The organism is Streptomyces sp. NPDC052043 (assembly GCF_044548235.1).
Classification (GTDB): domain Bacteria; phylum Actinomycetota; class Actinomycetes; order Streptomycetales; family Streptomycetaceae; genus Streptomyces.
Map to the genome: position 1 here is coordinate 136,512 of NZ_JBIUBT010000003.1, position 18,814 is coordinate 155,325.

Annotated in this window: 19 protein-coding genes; 9 read left to right on the top strand and 10 right to left on the bottom strand. The window is 73.6% G+C overall.

The window, feature by feature from the left end:
* Positions 1–28: 28 nt before the first annotated feature.
* Positions 29–1,603, bottom strand: a complete 1,575-nt coding sequence (locus ACIHCX_RS08470; protein WP_400028655.1) for an ABC transporter substrate-binding protein — start codon at positions 1,601–1,603, stop codon at positions 29–31.
* A gap of 151 nt (positions 1,604–1,754) precedes the next feature.
* Between ACIHCX_RS08470 and ACIHCX_RS08475 the strand changes: the two genes are divergently transcribed.
* The 5 genes from ACIHCX_RS08475 to ACIHCX_RS08495 all read left to right on the top strand — a co-directional run bounded on the left by ACIHCX_RS08475 (position 1,755) and on the right by ACIHCX_RS08495 (position 6,866).
* Positions 1,755–2,519 (top strand): FadR/GntR family transcriptional regulator, encoded by a 765-nt coding sequence (locus ACIHCX_RS08475; protein WP_400027878.1) that lies wholly within the window; start codon positions 1,755–1,757, stop codon positions 2,517–2,519.
* 236 nt (positions 2,520–2,755) lie between these two features.
* Positions 2,756–3,715 carry a dihydrodipicolinate synthase family protein gene (locus ACIHCX_RS08480; protein WP_400027880.1) on the top strand — a complete coding sequence of 320 codons (960 nt, stop codon included), beginning with the start codon at positions 2,756–2,758 and terminating at the stop codon, positions 3,713–3,715.
* Positions 3,712–4,656, top strand: a complete 945-nt coding sequence (locus tag ACIHCX_RS08485) for an ROK family protein (protein ID WP_400027882.1) — start codon at positions 3,712–3,714, stop codon at positions 4,654–4,656. The genes ACIHCX_RS08480 and ACIHCX_RS08485 overlap by 4 nt, the downstream gene beginning before the upstream one ends.
* Positions 4,653–5,339, top strand: a complete 687-nt coding sequence (locus ACIHCX_RS08490) for an N-acetylmannosamine-6-phosphate 2-epimerase (protein WP_400027884.1) — start codon at positions 4,653–4,655, stop codon at positions 5,337–5,339. Before ACIHCX_RS08485 ends, ACIHCX_RS08490 begins: the two co-directional genes overlap by 4 nt.
* A gap of 60 nt (positions 5,340–5,399) precedes the next feature.
* On the top strand, positions 5,400–6,866 hold the full coding sequence (locus ACIHCX_RS08495; RefSeq protein WP_400028656.1) for a sialate:H+ symport family MFS transporter: 1,467 nt from the start codon (positions 5,400–5,402) through the stop codon (positions 6,864–6,866).
* A gap of 58 nt (positions 6,867–6,924) precedes the next feature.
* Here ACIHCX_RS08495 and ACIHCX_RS08500 read toward each other — a convergent pair whose 3' ends face one another.
* Genes ACIHCX_RS08500 through ACIHCX_RS08515 form a run of 4 tightly spaced genes read right to left on the bottom strand, consistent with a single transcriptional unit; the run spans position 6,925 to position 10,985 of the window.
* The gene (locus tag ACIHCX_RS08500; RefSeq protein WP_400028657.1) at positions 6,925–7,452 is read right to left on the bottom strand and encodes an NUDIX hydrolase family protein; all 528 of its coding nucleotides are present in this window, start codon (positions 7,450–7,452) and stop codon (positions 6,925–6,927) included.
* A gap of 34 nt (positions 7,453–7,486) precedes the next feature.
* The gene (locus ACIHCX_RS08505) at positions 7,487–8,710 is read right to left on the bottom strand and encodes an amidohydrolase family protein (protein ID WP_400027886.1); all 1,224 of its coding nucleotides are present in this window, start codon (positions 8,708–8,710) and stop codon (positions 7,487–7,489) included.
* The gene (locus tag ACIHCX_RS08510) at positions 8,710–10,113 is read right to left on the bottom strand and encodes a glutamine synthetase (protein WP_400027888.1); all 1,404 of its coding nucleotides are present in this window, start codon (positions 10,111–10,113) and stop codon (positions 8,710–8,712) included. The genes ACIHCX_RS08505 and ACIHCX_RS08510 overlap by 1 nt, the downstream gene beginning before the upstream one ends.
* Before the next feature lie 59 nt (positions 10,114–10,172).
* Positions 10,173–10,985 (bottom strand): SAM-dependent methyltransferase, encoded by an 813-nt coding sequence (locus tag ACIHCX_RS08515; RefSeq protein ID WP_400027890.1) that lies wholly within the window; start codon positions 10,983–10,985, stop codon positions 10,173–10,175.
* A gap of 399 nt (positions 10,986–11,384) precedes the next feature.
* Here ACIHCX_RS08515 and ACIHCX_RS08520 point away from each other — a divergent pair, with 399 nt between their 5' ends.
* Positions 11,385–12,257: a Cof-type HAD-IIB family hydrolase gene (locus ACIHCX_RS08520; RefSeq protein ID WP_400027892.1), complete on the top strand. Its 873-nt coding sequence runs from the start codon at positions 11,385–11,387 to the stop codon at positions 12,255–12,257.
* A gap of 36 nt (positions 12,258–12,293) precedes the next feature.
* Here ACIHCX_RS08520 and ACIHCX_RS08525 read toward each other — a convergent pair whose 3' ends face one another.
* The 3 genes from ACIHCX_RS08525 to ACIHCX_RS08535 form a co-directional block, all read right to left on the bottom strand.
* A complete protein-coding gene (locus ACIHCX_RS08525; RefSeq protein ID WP_400027894.1) occupies positions 12,294–12,998 on the bottom strand; it encodes a DUF3566 domain-containing protein in 705 nt (234 codons plus the stop codon).
* Positions 12,999–13,102: 104 nt separating this feature from the next.
* A complete protein-coding gene (locus tag ACIHCX_RS08530; RefSeq protein ID WP_400027896.1) occupies positions 13,103–13,642 on the bottom strand; it encodes a hypothetical protein in 540 nt (179 codons plus the stop codon).
* A 199-nt stretch (positions 13,643–13,841) separates the two neighbouring features.
* Positions 13,842–14,324 carry a Dps family protein gene (locus ACIHCX_RS08535; RefSeq protein ID WP_400027897.1) on the bottom strand — a complete coding sequence of 161 codons (483 nt, stop codon included), beginning with the start codon at positions 14,322–14,324 and terminating at the stop codon, positions 13,842–13,844.
* Positions 14,325–14,594: 270 nt separating this feature from the next.
* Between ACIHCX_RS08535 and ACIHCX_RS08540 the strand changes: the two genes are divergently transcribed.
* The gene (locus ACIHCX_RS08540) at positions 14,595–15,368 is read left to right on the top strand and encodes a sulfite exporter TauE/SafE family protein (RefSeq protein WP_400027899.1); all 774 of its coding nucleotides are present in this window, start codon (positions 14,595–14,597) and stop codon (positions 15,366–15,368) included.
* Positions 15,369–15,414: 46 nt separating this feature from the next.
* Here the strand turns inward: ACIHCX_RS08540 and ACIHCX_RS08545 are convergent, their stop codons facing one another.
* A complete protein-coding gene (locus ACIHCX_RS08545) occupies positions 15,415–15,570 on the bottom strand; it encodes a hypothetical protein (RefSeq protein ID WP_400027900.1) in 156 nt (51 codons plus the stop codon).
* Between the two features lie 314 nt (positions 15,571–15,884).
* Here ACIHCX_RS08545 and ACIHCX_RS08550 point away from each other — a divergent pair, with 314 nt between their 5' ends.
* A complete protein-coding gene (locus tag ACIHCX_RS08550) occupies positions 15,885–17,021 on the top strand; it encodes a protein kinase (RefSeq protein ID WP_400027901.1) in 1,137 nt (378 codons plus the stop codon).
* A gap of 82 nt (positions 17,022–17,103) precedes the next feature.
* Entirely contained in the window at positions 17,104–17,589 is a 486-nt protein-coding gene (locus tag ACIHCX_RS08555; protein ID WP_400027903.1) for an RpiB/LacA/LacB family sugar-phosphate isomerase, read from the top strand.
* A gap of 79 nt (positions 17,590–17,668) precedes the next feature.
* Here the strand turns inward: ACIHCX_RS08555 and ACIHCX_RS08560 are convergent, their stop codons facing one another.
* Entirely contained in the window at positions 17,669–18,739 is a 1,071-nt protein-coding gene (locus ACIHCX_RS08560; RefSeq protein ID WP_400028658.1) for a galactosyldiacylglycerol synthase, read from the bottom strand.
* Positions 18,740–18,814: the final 75 nt, after the last annotated feature.

Genomic DNA, 18,814 nt, shown 5'->3' on the forward strand with positions numbered 1-18,814 from the left:
CCGCCGCGGCTCCGGGGTCAGACGCGGGTCAGGCGCGGCTGACGTCCAGGAGGGACAGGCCCGTGGTCGGCAGGGGCTTGAAGCCCTTGAGCGCCTTGTCGTTCCAGGCCGTGGGCAGCTTGCGGTGCAGGACGGGGTAGAGGGCGGCCTGCTCCGCGACCAGATCGATGGCCTGGCCCCACAGGTCCTTGCGGGTGGCCTCGTCGGTGGCCTGGGAGGCCTTGTCCAGCAGGGAGTTGACCTTCTTGTACGCGGCGGTCCCGCCCCAGCCGTAGCGGCTCTCGGGCCACAGCCCGGAGTAGTACCAGCGCATCAGCAGGTCGACGTCGTCGCCGAAGACGGACGGGTCGCCGGGGGCGAGCAGGACCGTGTAGGAGCCGGCGTCCACCTTGGCGTACTGGGCGGAGGACTGGCCGATGCTCAGCGTGGTCTTCATCCCGATGGCGTCCCAGCTCTCCTTGACCAGCGGGGCCACGTCCTTGACCCAGCCGGTGTCGGTGGTCAGCAGGGTGACCGTGAGGTTCTTGACGCCGGCTGCGGCGAGCAGCTTCTTGGCCCTGGCCGGGTCGTGCCCGTAGACCGTGGCGGCCTGGTGGAAGTCGGGGTGGGTGGGCTGGAGGTAGCTGCGGGCGGCCGAGCCGTTGCCGGCCATGGCCGTGGTGATGAGCTTGTCGGTGTCCAGCGCGTAGTGGAGCGCCTGGCGCACCCGCTGGTCGTCGAAGGGCTTCTTCCTGCAGTTGAACATCAGGAAGAGCAGGCCGAAGGACTGCACCGACTCGACCTTCACCTTCCCGGCGAGGCGGTCCACGTCCAGGTAGGGCACGTCCTCGATGGCCTGCACGCGGCCCGACTCCATGGCGCTGACCCGGGCGGCGGGGTCGGAGACCAGGCGCCAGACCATCTTCTTCGCCTTGGCCGGGTGGCTGCCGTTGTACTTGTCGTACGCCTCGAAGAGGATCTTGTCCTCGCGGGTCGCCGAGACCATCCGGTAGGGGCCCGAGCCCACGGGCAGGGCGTCGAAGCCCTTCTGGTCCGCCTCCACCAGCTTCTTCGGGACGATCTTGGCGACCGAGACGCGGCTGGGGAACAGGGCGAAGGGGTACTTCAGCTTGAACTCGACGGTCCTCGCGTCGACGGCCTTGGCGGAGTCGAGGAAGGGCAGGAACTGCGCCATCAGGGAGGCGTTCTTCTCGTCGAGGATCCGCTCGAAGCTGAAGACGACGTCCTCGGCGGTGACGTCCGAGCCGTCGTGGAAGGTGGCGCCCTCGCGCAGGGTGGCGCGGTAGGTGGTGGCGTTCACCTTGACGGGCAGGGCGGTGGCCAGGCCGGGCCGGGCCTCGAACGTGACCGGGTCCAGGTCGACCAGGCCCTCGAAGACGTGCAGGTTGGCCGCGACCGGGGTGGCACCCGAGGCGATCATCGGGTCGAAGCCGGTCGAGAGCGGGTAGGAGATGCCCGTCTCGATGGTGTCCGACCCACCGCCGCCGCTCGCGCCGGTGTCCGAGCCGGTGGAGGCCGGGCCGCCGCACGCGGAGAGCGAGGCGGTCAGGGCCGAGGCGGCCCCGAGGGCGCTCGCGTAGCGCAGAAATCTGCGACGATCCATGCCGACGGGCGTCTTGTACGACACGTGAGGTCCTCCTGGGGCGGCACAAAGCGAGGAAACAGAAGAGGGATTGAGGTCTCGTCATCAGACGTCTGATGTCCGACCTTGATAGGCTGTGAAGGTAGCTTCATTGAGCAGAAGGGGTCAAGAGGTGAATTCGTCGCGTCCGCAAGAGGTCCGGGCGGCGGCCAGGCCGTCACTGCGTCAGGAGGTCTCGGAGGCGATCAAGAGCTACATCCTCGACAATCACCTCAAGCCGGGTGACCCGCTGCCGTCGGAGGCGGAGCTGTGCACCGCCCTCGGCGCCAGCCGCTCCAGCATCCGTGAGGCCGTGAAGACCCTGGCGGTGCTGGACATCGTCGAGGTGCGGCGCGGTCACGGCACCTACGTCGGCCGGCTGAGCCTGTCCGCGCTGGTGGAGGGCCTGGCCTTCCGCGGCCTGCTCAGCCCCAAGGACGACTTCCGGATCCTGTCCGAGCTGGTCGAGGTGCGGGAGCTGATCGAACGCGGTATGGCCGCGCGCATCATGGCGACCCTCGGGCCCGAGGATCTCGACGCCCTCGACACCCTTGTCGACGAGATGGACCGCCGCGGCGCCCATGACGACCGCGGCTTCGCCGCCTGCGACCGGGCCTTCCACGAGCGGCTGATGGAGCCGCTCCAGAACGAGCTGGTCAGCCAGCTCTCGCTGGCCTTCTGGGACGTCTACGCCATCGTCGCGCCCGAGTTGGAGGGCATCTCCGAGGAGGCCGAGGCGGGCACCATCGCCGACCACCGCGCCATCGTGCGGGCGGCCAGGCAGGGGGATGTCGAGGGCTTCGTGCAGGCGCTCTCCGGCCACTACGCGCCGGTGCGCAGGCGGCTGGCGGAAGCGCAGGCGCAGGCGGGCCGGGGTGGGGTCGAGCGCCCCGCCTGACCGGTCACCGGAGCGGCCCGCCTCGCGTGGCGGGCCCCGTACGCCGTTCCCCTCGCCGGGACTTGCCGCCCGGGTCGGTCGAGAGTGTGAGCCATCCCCCTCTTGACCGACCCGGGCGGCTGCGTCTTATTGTTCAGACGTCAGACATCTGATGTCCGCTTTCCTGGAGTGGTCGCCCGCGAACAGCGGTTCCGTCCTCCAGCCCACGTTCCGTCTCAGCCCATGGAGTAGCCCCCATGCCTCTGACCGCACCCCTGCGCGGGGTCGTCCCGCCCGTGTGCACGCCGCTCGACGCCCACGGCGAGGTCGACACGGCCTCCCTGGCCCGGCTGGTCGAGCACCTGCTCGACGGCGGCGTCCACGGGCTCTTCGCCCTCGGCTCGACCAGCGAGGTCGCCTACCTCACCGACGAGCAGCGCGGCACCGCCCTGGAGACGGTGGTCAACGCGGTCGACGGACGGGTACCGGTCCTCGCGGGCGTCATCGACACCACCACCCCCCGCGTCCTCGACCACGCCCGCGAAGCGGCCCAGCTCGGCGCGGACGCCCTGGTCGTCACCGCGCCCTTCTACACCCGCACCCACCCCCGGGAGATCGCCGCCCACTTCCGCCGCATCCGCCAGACGGTGGACCTGCCGCTGTTCGCCTACGACCTGCCGGTCTCCGTGCACAGCAAGCTGTCGACCGCCCTGATCCTCGAACTGGCCGCCGACGGCACCCTGGCCGGCCTCAAGGACAGCAGCGGCGACGAGGGCTCCCTGCGCCGTCTGCTCGTCGCCCTCGGCGGACGCCAGGGCCGCGCCGGGGGACCCGCGCCCGCCTTCTCCGTCCTCACCGGTTCCGAACTGACCGTCGACGCGGCCCTCCTGGCCGGCGCGGACGGCGTCGTCCCCGGCCTGGGCAACGTCGACCCCGCCGGCTACGTCCGGCTCTACGAGGCCGCCCGGGCCGGCGACTGGGCGCAGGCCGTCAAGGAGCAGGAGCGGCTCGCCGGCCTGTTCGCCATGGTCGACGCGGGGCCCGAGGCCGAGATGGGCCGCAGCTCCTCCGCCCTGGGCGCGTTCAAGGCGGCGCTGCGCCTGCTGGGCGTCATCGACTGCGGTGACACCGCCTTCCCGCAGATCCAGCTGGGCGCCGCACCCGTCGCCGAGGTCGACGCGCGGCTGCGCGCCGCCGGGCTCACCCCGGTCCGATGACACGGACCCCGGCCCCTGGCACCGCTCCCGTCATCGGACTCGACCTCGGCGGCACCAAGATCGCGGCCGCCCTGGTCGGCCCGGACGGCACGGTCCTGCGCCGTCACACCCGCCCGACCCCGGCGCGGGCGGGTGCGCCGGCCGTGCTCGACGCGCTCGCCGAGGCGGCCCGCGCGGTGGACGACGGCGCCCGGGCGATCGGCGTCGCCGCCGCCGGTGTCGTGGACCCGCGCACCGGCACCGTCACCAGCGCCACCGACTCCATCACCGGCTGGGCCGGCACCGCGCTGGCCGCCGGCCTGTCCGAGCGCACGGGGCTGCCGGTCGCCTGCGACAACGACGTACGCGCCACGGCCGCCACCGAACTCGCCGAGGCCGGCGACCCGTTCGCCTCCCTGGTCTACGTCGCCGTGGGCACCGGGGTCGGCGGCGCCGTCGCGGTGGACGGCCGGATGCTGCACGGCAGCGCCGGCATCGCGGGCCACCTCGGTCATGTGCCGAGCCCCGAGGCCACCGGCCTGCCCTGCACCTGCGGCGGCAGCGGCCACCTCGAGGCGATCGCCTCGGGACCCGCGATCACCGCCCTGTACGAGCGGCTGAGCGGCCGGACGGCCGACCGCCTCCAGATCGTGGCGGAACGCGCCGCTGCGGGCGACGCCACCGCACGGCAGGCGATCACCACCGGGGCGCGGGCCACCGGAAGTGCCGCCGGCGGTCTGGCCAACGCGCTCGGCCCGCACCGCGTCGTGATCGGCGGCGGCGTACCGCGGATCGGCGACCTGTACTGGTCCGCGCTGACCGATGCCTTCCGCGCCGAGCTGATGGCCCCGCTGCGCCGGCTGCGCCCGGTGCCGCCGCGCCTGGGATCCGACGCGGCCGTCCTGGGGGCGGCCCTGCTCACCCGCACCGAGCCTCTGCACCGTCCAGGAGGACCACGATGACCACGACCCCTTCGCCGACAGCCGACGCCGTCGCCGGCCGGCTGATCGTCTCCTGCCAGGCCCCCGAGGGCGACCCGATGCGCGACACCGCGACCCTGGTCCGGCTGGCGCGCTCCGCCGAGGCCGGCGGCGCCGCGGCCGTCCGCGTCAACGACCCCGAGGTGGTGGCCGCCGTCACCGCCGCCGTCGCCCTGCCCGTGATCGGGCTGTGGAAGGACGGCGACACCGGCGTCTACATCACCCCGACCGTGCGCCACGCCCTCGCCGTCGCCGAGGCCGGGGCCCACGTGGTCGCCGCGGACGCCACGGCACGCCCGCGCCCGGACGGCAGTTCCTTCGCCGACCTCGTGACCGCCGTGCACTCCGCGGGCGCCCTGGTCATGGCGGACGTCGCCACGCTGGACGAAGGCCTGCTCGCCGCCCGGCAGGGCGCCGACTTCGTCTCCACCACCCTGTCGGGATACGCCCCCGGCTCCCCGCGCCAGTCCGGCCCCGACCTGGAGCTGGTCGCCGCCCTCGCCCGCGCGACCGGCACCCCGGTCGTCGCCGAGGGACGCATCGGCACCCCCGAGGAGGCGGCCGCCGCGCTCGCCCGGGGCGCCCACAGCGTGGTCGTCGGCACCGCCATCACCGCCCCGACCGCCCTCACCCACCGCTTCGCGACACACCTCACACGCCGATAGAGGCGCCTTTACCCTCCGACGGTGCTCGGCGACGAGTCCGTCCGGCATCCTGGAGCAACCGTGCACCACACCGAGCCGTCCAAGCCGCCCTGGTACCGCCAGGTGGGCCGCAGCCACTGGAAGTCGTTCTTCGCCGCCTGGATCGGCTACGTCCTCGACGGCTTCGACTTCGTGCTGATCACCCTGGTCCTCACCGAGATCAGCGCCGACTTCCACCTCGACACCGTTCAGGCGGCGAGCCTGGTCTCCGCCGCGTTCATCACGCGGTGGCTCGGCGGCGCGCTGCTCGGAGCCCTCGGCGACCGCTTCGGGCGCAAGCTCTCGATGGTGGTCAGCATCCTGCTGTACTCCCTGGGCACCTTCGCCTGCGGATTCGCCTGGGACTACACCAGCCTGTTCGTCGCCCGGCTCGCCATCGGCATGGGCATGGCCGGCGAGTACTCCTCCAGCGCCACCTACGTCATGGAGAGCTGGCCCGTGCGCATGCGCAACCGGGCCAGCGGCTTCCTGATCTCCGGCTACTCCGTGGGCACCGTGCTGGCCGCCCAGGTCTACAAGTGGGTCGTGCCGGCGCTCGGCTGGCGCTGGATGTTCTATCTGGGCCTGATCCCCGTCCTGGTCGCGCTGTGGATGCGCCGCACGCTGCCCGAGGCCGCCGACTGGAAGACCTCGGTCGCCGAGCGGGAGCAGCGGCCCAACCCCTTCCGCCCGCTGTTCGCCACCCGCGCCAGGGCCACCGTCAACGTGGTGCTCGCGGTGGCGGCCACCGTCTCGCTCTTCGCGGTCTTCACCCCGCTGGGCGACGGTCTCGTACCGGTGCTGTCGGTACTCGCCGGAGTCTGCCTGATCGCCTTCGCCGTGCAGCTGGGCGGCCGCCGCGGCTGGCTGCTGTACGTGTCGATGATCGTCACGATCTTCTTCGCGTTCCTGTACTCCTGGCCCATCCAGGCGCTGCTGCCCACCTATCTGAAGACCGACCTGGGCTACGACGCCGGCCAGGTCACCGACGCGCTCTACTACGCGGGCTTCGGCACGATGGCCGGCTGCTGGCTGGCCGGGTTCGTGGGCGACTGGATCGGCACCAGGAAGGCGTACGCCTTCACGCTGCTGGCCTCCCTGGCCTTCGTCTTCCCCGTCTTCGCGGTGCGCGACAGCCTGCCGCTGCTCGGCGTGCTGCTGTTCGCGCTCCAGGCCACCAGCTTCGGCATCTCCGGCCTGCTGCCCCGGTACATCGGCGGTCACTTCCCGACCCATGTCCGGGCCGCCGCGCTGGGCTTCACCTACAACGTGGGTGCCCTGGGCGGCGCCGTGGCCCCCGTGCTCGGCGCACGCCTCGCCTCGGGCATGGACCTGGGCCACGCGCTGGCCGTCCTCACCTTCGCCGGGACGATGATCGCCGTGGTCCTCGTCGGCTTCGACGTGCCCGGCCGGCTGGGCCGGCTCCTCGACCCGGACGGTCCGGCCGACCACCTCGTGGCGGAGGAGGACCGCGGCCCGGCCCCGGCGGCCCGCGCGACCTCCGGCTGACCGGCCCTGCCCGGGAGGGCAGGGCCGGCGCTGCCGGAGGCGCCCTTCGCGGTGCCCGTCAGTACGCGTGGCCCACGTGGGCCAGCGCCTGCTTGAGCAGCACCCCGTGCCCACCGGGCATCTCGCTCTGCAGCGCGACGGAGGCCGCCTCCTGCGGGCTGAACCAGACCAGGTCCAGCGCGTCCTGCCGGGGCCGGCAGTCACCGGCGACCGGCACGATGTAGGCCAGCGACACGGCGTGCTGACGCGGGTCGTGGTACGGCGTGATCCCGACCGTCGGGAAGTACTCGGCGACCGTGAACGGCTGGAGGGAGGCCGGCACACGGGGCAGCGCCACCGGGCCGAGGTCCTTCTCCAGATGGCGCAGCAGGGCGTCCCGCACGCGCTCGTGGTGCAGCACCCGGCCGGATACCAGGGTCCGGCTGACCGTTCCGTCCGGTCCGATGCGCAGCAGCAGGCCGATGCTGATCACTTCGCCGCTGTCGTCGACGCGCACCGGCACCGCCTCGACGTACAGGATCGGCATGCGGGCGCGCGCCGACTCCAGTTCGTCCGTGGTCAGCCAACCGGGCGTGGTTTCGGTCATGTCAGACATCGCTTGATCATACTTTCAGTGGTGCTCAATGGGGGAGTTCGGTGGCAGGGAGATCGGTGGGGTCAGCGGGGCCTTCGGGGTCGGTGGGGCCGGTCAGGTCGGTGAGTCCGTAGACCCGTCGGGCGTTGTCCCGCCCCGTCCAGCGGGCGATCCGCAGCGCGTCCGCCGGGCTCAGCTCGTCGGCGTCCACCCGCTCGCGCAGCAGCCCGGCCAGGCCCTGCCGGAAGGCCACCGCGCCGAGGTGGTGGAACTCGGCCACGCCGTAGGCGTCGGAGCTGTACAGCAGCTTGCCGAACGGCGTGATCTCCAGGGCCTCGGCCAGCACCGCCCGGGCCCGGGCGGGTCCGACGTGGTGCAGCGCCAGACCGACGTCGAGGTACACCTGCTCGAACACGGCGGCCAGATAGGCGGCCTGGCGCTGGTAGGGCCAGCAGTGCAGCAGCAGGACCGGGACCGTGCCGGCGGTCAGACGCAGCCAGTCGGTCAGCAGGGCGGGGTCCGTGCGGTGCAGGCGGAGGTCGGCGTCGCCGAACCCGGTGTGCAGTTGGAGGGGCAGACCGAGGTCGACGGCCGTCCACAGCAGATGCCGTACGAGCACCGGGTCGTCGAGACGGTCGCCCGCGCCGGCGAGCCAGCCGGCCGCCGCCCGCGCGACCTCCTCCGACGAGGGGCGTGCCGGGTCCAGGTCGAAGCCGGTGCGGTAGGCGGCCACCGACTTCACCGCGACGACGCCCGGACGCCGCACGGCGTCCTGCGCGGCCGCGCGGAGGGCGGCGCCGTACTCGCCGGGCTCGACGCCCCCGGCCGCCACGGCCTCCGCGACCCGCTCCAGCCGTACGACCTCGTACGCCACCGCACCACCGCCCGCGGCGCCGGCCAGCGCCCGCGGGGTGGTGCCGGGCTCGGGAGCGAAACCGGTGTCGACGCAGAAGACGGCCGTGCCGCAGGCGCCGAGGAAGCGCCGGTTGACCTCCGCCGCGCCCAGCTCGGCCCGGCGGGCCAGATACGCCTCGGCGGGCGCGTGGCGCGGCAGGTCCAGGACCGGGGCGCAGTGGCGGCGCACGGCCACGCCGACCGGGCTGTCGAACGGCGAGATCCCGCTGCCGGGCCACACCTCGCCCTCGGTGAGCAGGGACTCGAAGCCGGTCCGGTCCAGGTCGGCGGTGGCGACCCCGTGGCAGTGGTGGTCCACGAGCGGCAGCGCTCCGAGCATCTCGTGGACCGCCGTAGCCCCGGCCGACGCGCTCATCAGTACGTCCACCGGTAGGCCGCCGCGACCTGCTCGTCGTCCAGCCCGTCGACGGCCGCGATCTCGCCCGTGCGCACGGCGGTGACCGCGTCGGCGAGGACCGGTCCGAGAGCGGTGCGCAGCACCTCGTCCCCGCGGAACGCGGCGACCGCCTCCGCCAGCGAGACCGGCAGCCGCCGCACACCCCGGGCCGCGGCCTCCGCCTCGCCGAACCGCGCCGGGTCCCCGGTGATCTCCTCGGGCAGGGACGCGGACGACTCCGTGCCGTCCAGCCCGGCGGCGATCAGGCAGCCCAGGGCCAGGTACGGGTTGGCTGCGAGGTCGACCGGCTTGACCTCCAGGTTGGCCGCTCGCCCGCCCTGCCCCCGGGTCCCGGTGATCACCCGCAGCGCGGCCTCGCGGGTTTCCCGGCCCCAGGCGGTGAACACCCCGGCCCACTGGGAGGGTCTGAGCCTGAGATAGCTGGCCGGGCTCGGCGCGGTCACCGCCGTCAGCGCGGGCAGGTGGGCGAGGAGACCGGCCGTGAAGGCCTCGGCCTCGGCCGTCATGCCGTAGCGGCCGTCGCCCCCGGAGTGCAGGTTGGTCCCGTCGCGCCAGGCCGAGAGGTGGACATGGCCGCCGTTGCCCACGCCCCGCGCGAGGACGGCCGGCGCGAAGGAGACCCTCAGCCCGTGCCGACCGGCCACGGCCCGCACGGTCTGCCGCACCAGCACGCTGCGGTCGGCCGCTGCCACCGGGTCCAGCGCGCCGACGGACACCTCGAACTGCCCGGCCGCGTACTCGGGGTGGAACTGGTCCACGTCCACGCCCTGCGCGGCGAGGGCCGCCAGCAGGTCGGCGGCGCAGTCGCTCAGCTCCACCTGCCGCACGGCCCCGTACGCCGGACCCGACACCGCGGGCTCGAACGCGCCGCCGGGCGCGTCTTTCCGGCCGACGGCCCACTCGATCTCGACGGCCGCCTTGAAGGTGAGTCCGTGGCGCCGCTCGGCGTCCGCGGTGATCCGGCGCAGGAACGTACGGCTGCACCCGGGGTGGCGCTCCCCCTCCTGCGTGATCCGGTCGACCGGCGCCCAGGCCCAGCCGGGCTGCCCGGACAGGACCACCAGGTGGTCGAGGTCGGGGTAGAGCCGCAGATCGCCGTCGGGGGAGCCGAGAACGTTGGTGCTGACGATCGAGTCGTGCGCCAGGAAGGTGTCGAACACCGGGGACATGCCCACTCCCCAGGCCGCCGTCGAGGGGAGCTTCGCCGTCGGGACCGTCTTGACCCGGCCGATGCCCGCGGTGTCGACGTAGGCGAGGACGACACCGTGCACGCCTCGCCCGGCGAGTTCGCCGCTGAGCGCGACGGCCCGCTCGACGTCGCCGGGACGCCCGCCGGGGACGGGGTCGGCAAGGGTGGTCATGGTCCTCCTCGGCGGGCGGTGACGCGGCTCGGGCGAACCGGCGGCCGGTGCCGCCCGCGTCAGGGTTTCACGGCGACCGCGCCGAACTGCGGTACCACGGCGGGCAAGTCGCCGTCCGGGCGCCACCGCGAGCACGGCACCAGGCCGGGCTCGACCAGGTCCAGGCCCTCGAGGAAGGCGGCCACCTCGGCACGGGGGCGGGCGGTGATCGGCGGCGTGGCGTTGGCGTTCCAGAACTCCATCGCCGCGATGTTGCCGTCGCCGCCGAGGTCGGCGTCGAAGGTGGGGTGCGTCAGCACCAGGAAACTCCCCGGGGGGACCGCGGCCACGAGGCGGCGGACGATGTCACGCGCCGTGCCGGTGTCCAGGACGAAGTTCAGGATGCCCAGCATCATCACCGCGACGGGCCGGCCGAAGTCGAGGGTCGCGCGGGCACGCTCGACGATGGCCTCCGGGTCGTGCGCGTCGGCTTCGACGTAGGCGGTGGCGCCCTCGGGGGCGCTGGTCAGCAGGGTGCGGGCGTGCGCGAGGACGATCGGGTCGTTGTCGACGTACACGATCCGCGCGTCGGGGGCGATCCGCTGCGCCATGTCGTGGGTGTTGTCGACCGTCGGCAGCCCGGTGCCGATGTCGAGGAACTGGCGCACCCCGCGCTCGGCGGTCAGGAAGCGGACCGCCCGTCCGAGGAACTCGCGGTCGGCGCGGGCCACGTCGCGGATGACCGGGAACATCCCGGCGACGTGCTCGCCGACCCGCTGGTCGACCTCGTAGTGGTCCTTGCCGCCGACCCAGTAGTTCCACACGCGCGCGTTGTGCGCCACCGCGGTGTTCAGCCTCGGCGACCCGCCCGGAGAAGTGCGGCTCTCGCTCACGTCTGCGCTCCTGGTTCGTCTCGTGCCGTCTTGTGGCCGTCTCATGGCCGTCGTCGTGGCGGTCGCGCCCTGTCTGCGGTCGGTCGCGGCCGACGCCGCCATTGTGCCGCTCGGTGATCACCGTGTCCGGGAATCGGCCGAACCCGGCCGAACCCGGCCGACCGGGAAGGCCGCCTGCCCTGGGCCTCGGGCGGCCCCGGACCGCGTCGGCGGGCCCCGGTAGGCTGGCGGGCCGTGGCGCCGGCGCGGCGCCCCGGCCCGGCCGACCTGACCGACCCCGACCGGCGCCGCCCCGCCGGAGCCGGTAAGGCGCCGGCCACCGCACTTCCCGCGCACGGCAACGGAGCCGGCGCCCGTACCACCCGGACGCGCCCGCCGCGGCCGCTACAGAAGACGGACATGCCCAGCACACCCTCGCCCCTGCTCACCACCCCCGAACCCGTCACCGGCCCCGTCGACATACGGCTGATCGTCACCGACATGGACGGCACGCTCCTGGACGACGCCAAGAGACTCCCGGCCGGACTGTGGCCGACCCTGGCCGAGCTGCGCCGCCGCGGTGTGCTGTTCAGCCCCGCGAGCGGCCGTCAGTACGCCACGCTGGCCGAGCAGTTCACCGGCCACGACGAGGGCATGGTGTTCATCGCGGAGAACGGCACCTACGTCGTCCGGGACGGCGTGGAGCTGAGCTCCGACCCACTGGACCCGGCCGTCGCGGCCCGACTCGTCGGGGCCGTACGGGATCTCGTCGCCCGGGGCGCGGACGTGGGCGCCGTGGTCTGCGGCAAGAGGTCGGCCTACGTGGAGCGGACCGACGAGGCCTTCCTGGCCGAGGTGCGCAAGTACTACGTACGGCACCGGATCGTGCCGGACGCGGCGGCCGTCGACGACGACATCATCAAGGTGGCCCTGTTCGACTTCGGGTCCGCCGAGCGGACCACCGCCCCGGCGCTGGCACCGTTCGCCGCCACCCACCAGGTCGTCGTCTCGGGCGAGCACTGGGTCGACGTCATGAACCGCACCGCCGACAAGGGCGCCGCGCTGCGCCGGCTCCAGCGGGACCTGGGGATCACGCCCGCACAGACCCTGGTGTTCGGCGACTACCTCAACGACCTGGAGATGCTGGACGCCGCCGAGTGGTCCTTCGCCATGGCCAACGCCCACCCCGAGGTCATCGGCCGGGCCCGTCACCTGGCCCCCTCCAACAACGACAACGGCGTGCTGCGCACCATCGCGCGCCTGCTGCACCTGCCTCCCGCCCTCGGGGGCTGACCCGCCGGGTGCCCGGAGCCGCGGGAGTCCGGACCGTCAGCCGGGAGTCGTCTCCTCGACCCGGGTGTCCGGGTCGTCCCGGTCCCCGCGGTCACGGTCGTCCCGGCCGCGCCCGCCGTCCCGGCCGGGACCGGCGTCCTGGTCCTGCCGGTCGGTCCCGCCGCCGACCCGGCCGCGCAGCCGCCGCCACGCGTCGCCGCAGCGATCGGCGAACTCCACGTAGCGCGCGCCGCAGCCGGGAGGCGGGAACCCCAGACGGTCCTGGAGACGGTGGAACAGACGGCCGACGTCCGGCACCAGCTCGGGGCGGGGTTCGCCGGCCGCCGCCGCGTCGTCGGCCAGTGTCAGATGGACACCCCCGGCGTACTGCGAGGACATGTTGTAGAGCAACGTGCCCAGGGTCGCCAGGGCCGTACCCAGGACGACCTCCAGGGTGACGACACCGGTGGCGATGACGAGGGTCCAGCCGAAGGAGGGCCACGCCTCGGGGTCCATCGCGGTCAGCATGGCCCAGACGAGCACCGTGCAGACGAGCACGCAGATCCCGAGTCCCAGCAGCACCAGGCAGCTCGTCGCCATCACCGACCAGGGATCGGCCCGCGAGACGCGCATGCGTATCGCGGACGGCCGCGGCTGCGACGCCTGGTGCCGCACGGGCCCGTCCGGGTCCCCGCACTGCTGCGGGGCGGGCTCCTGTCCAGGGGCCTCGGCGCCGCGCTCCTGGTGCTCGGCTGGACTCATGCCTTGCTCCTCACGGTGAGTGCGACCGCCCGCGCGGCGTGCGTGCGGGGGCCGGGCCGTGGTGCCGTGGTGGCCGGGCCGGCCGTGCGGGGGCGGTGCGGGAATCAGGCGGTGGTGCCGTGGCGCCTGGCCGCGGCGACGATGTGGTGCCGGGTGATACGGCCGATCTCGTGCCAGAACGGCTTAGCCGTCAGGTAGGCGCCCAGCACGGAGAGAACCCCGAGGGAGACGTCGACGCTGATCCGGCCCTGCTTGGCCCAGTAGACGTCCTGGAGGTCCAGCAGGAGGGCGAACTCGTCGCAGATGAGGGCCGTGCCGCAGCCGTAGGCGGCCGCGACGGCGGGGTGCCCGACCGCGCGTTCGTCACCGCGAACGGCGATCAGGCCCACACCCGCGAGGGTGGCGATGCCGAAGTTGTAGTGGTGCACGTGCTCGCCACCGGCGGAGATGTTGCCCCAGGGCAGCCAGCCGCCCCGGATACCGTGCGTGATGAAGCGGACGGTGCCGAAGGTGGTTCCGAAGGAGAACCACGTGATCAGCAACGACCGTTGCAGCGGGGTCAGACGCTGGTCCGCCGTCTCACGCCACCTGCTGACGAGCAGCGGCCGGTCCCGGTCGCGGTGGCCTGCTTCGGTGAGTCTCATGGCTGACCGGCCTCCCACGCCGAACCGGCGCCCTAGAACGGCGTTCGAGCCGTTCCGGACACCGTCACTGGTGTGCGATGTCGACGTTAGGCGCGGGGATCGGGTCCCGCATGCCCGCCGCCGCGGGGCGGGGCCGCTCGGGTGACGGCGGTGCGGACGCCGGCCCGACCGGTGGCCCGCCGCAGTGCGGTGCCGGTGCTCAGCCGCGCTCGTTCACGTTCTCGGCGGCGAACATCCAGCGCTGCTTCTCCAGTTCGGCCGTGATCGAGATCAGCAGGTCCTGGGTGACCGGGTCCGGTTTCTCCGTCGCGTCGATGCGTTCGCGCAGCCGCCTGATGGCCGCCTCCAGGGACTCGACCATGACCTCGACGGCCTCCGCGTCGCGCACCCAGCCGTCCTTCGGGCCGGGCAGGGTGAAGGCCGAGGCGATCGTCTCCGGGCGCCCGTCCGGGGGAACGCCGAGCGCCGCCGCGCGCTCCGCGACGGTGTCGGCGAACTCACGGGCCGCCGCCACCACTTCGTCGAGCTGGAGGTGGATGGACCGGAACCGCGGTCCCACGATGTTCCAGTGCGCCTGCTTCCCGATCAGGGAGAGCCCGAGAAGTTCCACGAGCGTGCTCTGCAGCGCGTCCCCGGTGACCTGACGGGCCGCGTCGGGGATCGTGCTCTTCACGACAGTCATACGGTGGTTCTCCTTGTGGAGTCGTCGGAGTCGTCGGGCTCGCCCTCGCAGGTCCCGCCCCCGCCCATGCCGCGCAACCGCTCCCTGCGGGCGCGAGTGCCCTCGTCGAACGGAAGCAAACAGCCGCTTGCCCGGGTCGGACGCCCGTGGTCGGCGACCCGGAGACGGCGCGCAGCGCGGTCCGTACGTGCTCGCGGACGTCGGCCCTGGTTTCTCCAGGTGAGACGGGCCTTACGCCCCGCGTTGTCAGGACATAACATCGGTCACCGCATGAACACGATGACGTTCTGGAACATGTCAGGGTGGGGATTCACCGCGCTGGCCCTCGCGTCCCTGCTCGTCGGCTTCTCCAAGACCGCCGTCAGCGGGGCCAACACGGTCAGCCTCGCCGTCTTCGCGGCCGTCCTGCCCGCCCGCGCCTCCACCGGGGTGCTGCTGCCGGTCCTGATCGCCGGCGACGTCCTCGCGGTCCTCACCTACCGGCGGCACGCCCACTGGCCCACGCTGTGGCGGCTGTTCCCGGCGGTCGCGGTGGGCGTGGTCGTCGGCACCCTGTTCCTGGTGTGGGCCGACGACGGGGTCGTACGGACGTCGATCGGGGCGATCCTGCTGCTGATGGCGTCCGTGACGGTGTGGCGGCGGCGCACCGCCGACCGGGGTGAGGATCCGGACCCGGTCGCCGCCCGCCCGGGCCGACTCCGAGCCCGCTCCTACGGCGTCCTCGGCGGCTTCACGACCATGGTCGCCAACGCGGGCGGCCCGGTGATGTCGCTCTACCTGCTGTCGGCGGGCTTCCGCAAGCTGGGCTTCCTCGGCACGTCGTCCTTCTTCTTCCTCGTCGTCAACGTCTCGAAGGTGCCCTTCAGTGTCGGTCTCGGCCTCATCGACGGCCGCTCCCTCCTACTGGACGCCGCGCTGGTGGTCTTCGTCGTGCCCGGGGCGCTGCTCGGCAAGTGGGCGGTGCACCGCATCAACCAGCGGCTGTTCGAACGGCTGGTGATCGCGGCCACCGTCGTGGGCGGGCTTCAGTTGCTGCTGCGCTAGCCGGTCCCGCGGTCCGGCCGGTCCCTGCGGTCGGCAGGCCGCCCGGTCAGTCGGCCGCGCGGCTCAGCGCCGCGCGGAAGCGGTCGTAGCGCTCCACGTCCGACACGTCGTCGGAACGCCGCGGTCGTCCCGCGAAGAGGCCCCAGACGCTCGCCACGAACACCGTCGCCAGCGGAATGAGCAGCCATGTCAGAGGGGCCATGGTGCGTCCTCTCCTTCCCGAGTGAATCAGCCGGGTAGGGCGACGATGACATAGATGATCAGCTCTACATATTTGCATGACGGGCGACTCCGAGCTTTTCGCCGCTTTTCACTCGGAGGGCCCCGCGTCCAGAAAACGGAAGTCCGGAACCCGGAAGGTTTCTTGTCCGGACAATCCGCCCGGGAGGGCCGGGCGTGGGTCGGGAGACCCCTGAGTGATCGTTAAGATGAACCGCGGTTGCCGCGATCCGTAAGCGCTGCCCGGCTGCTGCCGCGCCCGCTGCGGGGAGCGGTCGTGAGGGCGGGACTTCGGGGATGTTGAGGGCGGGGCTACAGGTGCTGGTGGCGGGGCGGTACCGGCTGGACACGGTCATCGGACGCGGCGGGATGGGCGAGGTCTGGAGAGGCCACGACGAGGTGCTCGGCAGACCGATCGCGGTCAAGCTGCTGCTGAACGACGGGTCGGACGCCTCGGCCGAGGCCCGGTTCAGACTGGAGGCGCAGACCTCGGCCCGGCTGAACCATCCGCACGTGGTCGGGACGCTCGACTTCGGCGCCTGGGAGGACCGCTGCTTCCTGGTGATGGAACTCATCGAGGGCGACAGCCTGGCCGGCGAACTGACCGACGGCGGCCCGCTCACCCCGGAACGGCTGGCCCAGGTGGCCCAGCACTCCGCCGAGGGCCTCGCCGCCGCGCACGCCCAGGGCATCGTGCACCGCGACGTCAAGCCCGGCAACCTGCTGACCGACCAGCAGGGCATCGTCCGCATCGCCGACTTCGGCATAGCCCGCTTCGTCGACGACCCCTCCGGCGCACTCACCACCACCGGACAGATCGTCGGCACCGGCCTCTACCTGGCACCCGAACGCGCCATCGGCACCCCGGCGAGCGCGGCCTCCGACATGTACTCACTGGGCTGCGTCCTGTACCACCTGGCCGTCGGCTCCCCGCCCTTCGAGGCGTCGACCGCGACCGCCCTGCTCTACCAGCACGTCGACTCCGCGCCCGTACCGCCGCACCAGCGGGGCACCGCGCTGCCGCCCGCCTTCGAGGCGTACCTGCTCAGCATGCTGGCCAAACGGCCGGAGGAGCGGCCCACGGCCCGGCAGGCCGCGGACTGGTTCGCGGGCGGCGCGTGGCGCGGCGTGCCCGAGCCGCTTCCCGCGGAGCAGTGGGGCGGGGGCCGAGGGCAGCGTCGCGCTCCGAGCCAGCGCGGCACCGCTCCCGGGCGCCGTCGGGGCGCCTCCGCACCCACACCCCGACCCGCCCGCGCCGGGGCCGCGCCGGGGACCGCGGGCATGGACTCCGAATGGAACACCAGCGTGCACCGGGTGCCCGCGCGCCGACCCGGCCTGCGCTCCTCGCTGCGCCGCCACTCCCGTACCGCCGCCGTGGTGGGCGGGACCGTCCTGTTCGTCTCCGCGCTGCTCGTCGGGAAGGCCTGGTTCTAGACCGCGCCCGTGGGCGCGGTGGCCGGCCCGGGCGGACGGGTGGGCCTGGAGTCCGGACGGCGTGCTGAGTAGTCTCCGGCACATGCGGATCTCCGTCTCCTCGGACCTGGCCGAACCCGTCGCCCGCTCGCTGGTCGCCCTGCTGCGCGAGCGCGGGCACGAGGTGGTGACCCACGGTGCGCTGCGTTCCGGGGACGACCCCCAGTGGGCGGCCTGCTCGGCCGCCGCGGCCCGTGATGTCGCCGAGGGACGGGCCGACCAGGCCGTCGTGTGCTGCTGGACCGGCACCGGCGCGTCCATCGCCGCGAACAAGGTGCCGGGCGTACGGGCCGCCCTGTGCACCGATGCCTACACGGCGGACGGCGCCCGCCGCTGGAACGACGCCAACGTGCTGGCGCTCGGCCTGCGGCTGACCTCCGAACCGCTGCTGAGGGAGATCCTCGACGCCTGGTTCGCCGCCGCGCCGAGCGAGGACGCCGAGGACCGCGAGAACGTCGCCCGCGTCGGACGCCTGGACCTGAGGCGGGAGGAGACCGGCGCGGCGGCGAACCAGGGAGACAGGCCCTGAGAAGCCCCCACGGGCAGCGCCACGCGGACAGCCCCGAGGAGATCCGTGAGGAGATCCGTGAGGACAGGCGCCGGCGCGGTCACTGGGCAGGACGGCTCGCCCCGGTGGCCCGTACCACCAGGTCGAGCGGGTCCTGCCGGAAGAGGGCGCGCCCGGCGGCGATCCGTGCCTCGCGTGGCGCGCCCGGCGCCGTGAGGCGGGTCAGGGAGCGCAGCAGGGCGTCCGGGTCGGGCGCGTGGTCGCAGACGCCGAGGGCCGCCATGCGGCGCACGCCCTCCGCCCCGTGTCCGGGCAGCGGGCGGTGGCCGACGACGGGCAGGCCCGCGGCGAGCGCCTGCACGGCGGTCTGCCCGGCCGCGTTGTCCACCAGGGCGGCACACGCGTGCAGCAGTTCCGGCATGTCCGTCACCCAACCGGGGGTGAGGACACCCGGCGTTCCGGACAGGGCGCGCCGCAGCCGCTCGTTGCGTCCGCAGAGCACGACCGGCAGGAAGCCGTGCGCGGCGAGCAGCCGGGCCGTGCCGGCCAGGCGGCTGCCGGCTCCCCAGGCACCCGCCGAGACCAGCACCGCGGGCGGCCCGCCGCCGAACTGCTCCAGCCGGCGCCGCCACACGGCGGTCCCCGGCCCCGCGGCGAAGAACTCCGGTGCCACCACCGGACCGGCCGCCTCCGCCGCCCGGCCGGTGCCCCGCCGCACCTCCCGGGCGGTCTCCTCCGTGAGGCACACATGCAGGTCGTTGCCCGGGTGCAGCCACTGCCGGTGCGCCGCGAAGTCGACGACGACCACCGCGCTGGGCACCCGCAGCGCCCCGCGCTCCCGGAGATGGCCGGTGAGCTGGGCGGCCAGGTGGAAGACCGGCACCACGACATCGGGCCGCCACTCACCCACCAGACCCAGCAGTCGCCCGCCGGCCAGCCGTGCCAGCGGGGTGCCGCTCGGGCGCGGCCGGGAGCCGGGCGCGAGGAACAGGTCGTAGATCCCGGCGTAGACCCAGGGGGCTCCGCGGACGACGGCCCGGTAGCAGCCGCGCAGGCCGCTTCCCAGGCCGCCGGGCAGGAGGGCCAGCACGTCGACGACACGGACCTGCTTGCCGGCGGCGCGGGCGCGGCGGGCCAGCTCGGCGGCCACCGTGTCATGGCCCGCCCCCATGCTCGCGGTCACCACGAGCAACCGCTCCGCCTCCGGCGCGGACGTCGGGGCCGGCCGGGCGGGCGCACGGCGCGT

Coding starts and splice junctions, on each gene's coding strand:
- ACIHCX_RS08560 (WP_400028658.1), bottom strand. CDS start 18,739: ATGGGGGCGGGCCATGACACGGTGGCCGCCGAGCTGGCCCGCCGCGCC.
- ACIHCX_RS08555 (WP_400027903.1), top strand. CDS start 17,104: ATGCGGATCTCCGTCTCCTCGGACCTGGCCGAACCCGTCGCCCGCTCG.
- ACIHCX_RS08500 (WP_400028657.1), bottom strand. CDS start 7,452: ATGACCGAAACCACGCCCGGTTGGCTGACCACGGACGAACTGGAGTCG.
- ACIHCX_RS08505 (WP_400027886.1), bottom strand. CDS start 8,710: ATGAGCGCGTCGGCCGGGGCTACGGCGGTCCACGAGATGCTCGGAGCG.
- ACIHCX_RS08525 (WP_400027894.1), bottom strand. CDS start 12,998: ATGAGTCCAGCCGAGCACCAGGAGCGCGGCGCCGAGGCCCCTGGACAG.
- ACIHCX_RS08545 (WP_400027900.1), bottom strand. CDS start 15,570: ATGGCCCCTCTGACATGGCTGCTCATTCCGCTGGCGACGGTGTTCGTG.
- ACIHCX_RS08470 (WP_400028655.1), bottom strand. CDS start 1,603: ATGGATCGTCGCAGATTTCTGCGCTACGCGAGCGCCCTCGGGGCCGCC.
- ACIHCX_RS08485 (WP_400027882.1), top strand. CDS start 3,712: ATGACACGGACCCCGGCCCCTGGCACCGCTCCCGTCATCGGACTCGAC.
- ACIHCX_RS08490 (WP_400027884.1), top strand. CDS start 4,653: ATGACCACGACCCCTTCGCCGACAGCCGACGCCGTCGCCGGCCGGCTG.
- ACIHCX_RS08520 (WP_400027892.1), top strand. CDS start 11,385: ATGCCCAGCACACCCTCGCCCCTGCTCACCACCCCCGAACCCGTCACC.
- ACIHCX_RS08550 (WP_400027901.1), top strand. CDS start 15,885: ATGTTGAGGGCGGGGCTACAGGTGCTGGTGGCGGGGCGGTACCGGCTG.
- ACIHCX_RS08530 (WP_400027896.1), bottom strand. CDS start 13,642: ATGAGACTCACCGAAGCAGGCCACCGCGACCGGGACCGGCCGCTGCTC.
- ACIHCX_RS08540 (WP_400027899.1), top strand. CDS start 14,595: ATGAACACGATGACGTTCTGGAACATGTCAGGGTGGGGATTCACCGCG.
- ACIHCX_RS08535 (WP_400027897.1), bottom strand. CDS start 14,324: ATGACTGTCGTGAAGAGCACGATCCCCGACGCGGCCCGTCAGGTCACC.
- ACIHCX_RS08480 (WP_400027880.1), top strand. CDS start 2,756: ATGCCTCTGACCGCACCCCTGCGCGGGGTCGTCCCGCCCGTGTGCACG.
- ACIHCX_RS08510 (WP_400027888.1), bottom strand. CDS start 10,113: ATGACCACCCTTGCCGACCCCGTCCCCGGCGGGCGTCCCGGCGACGTC.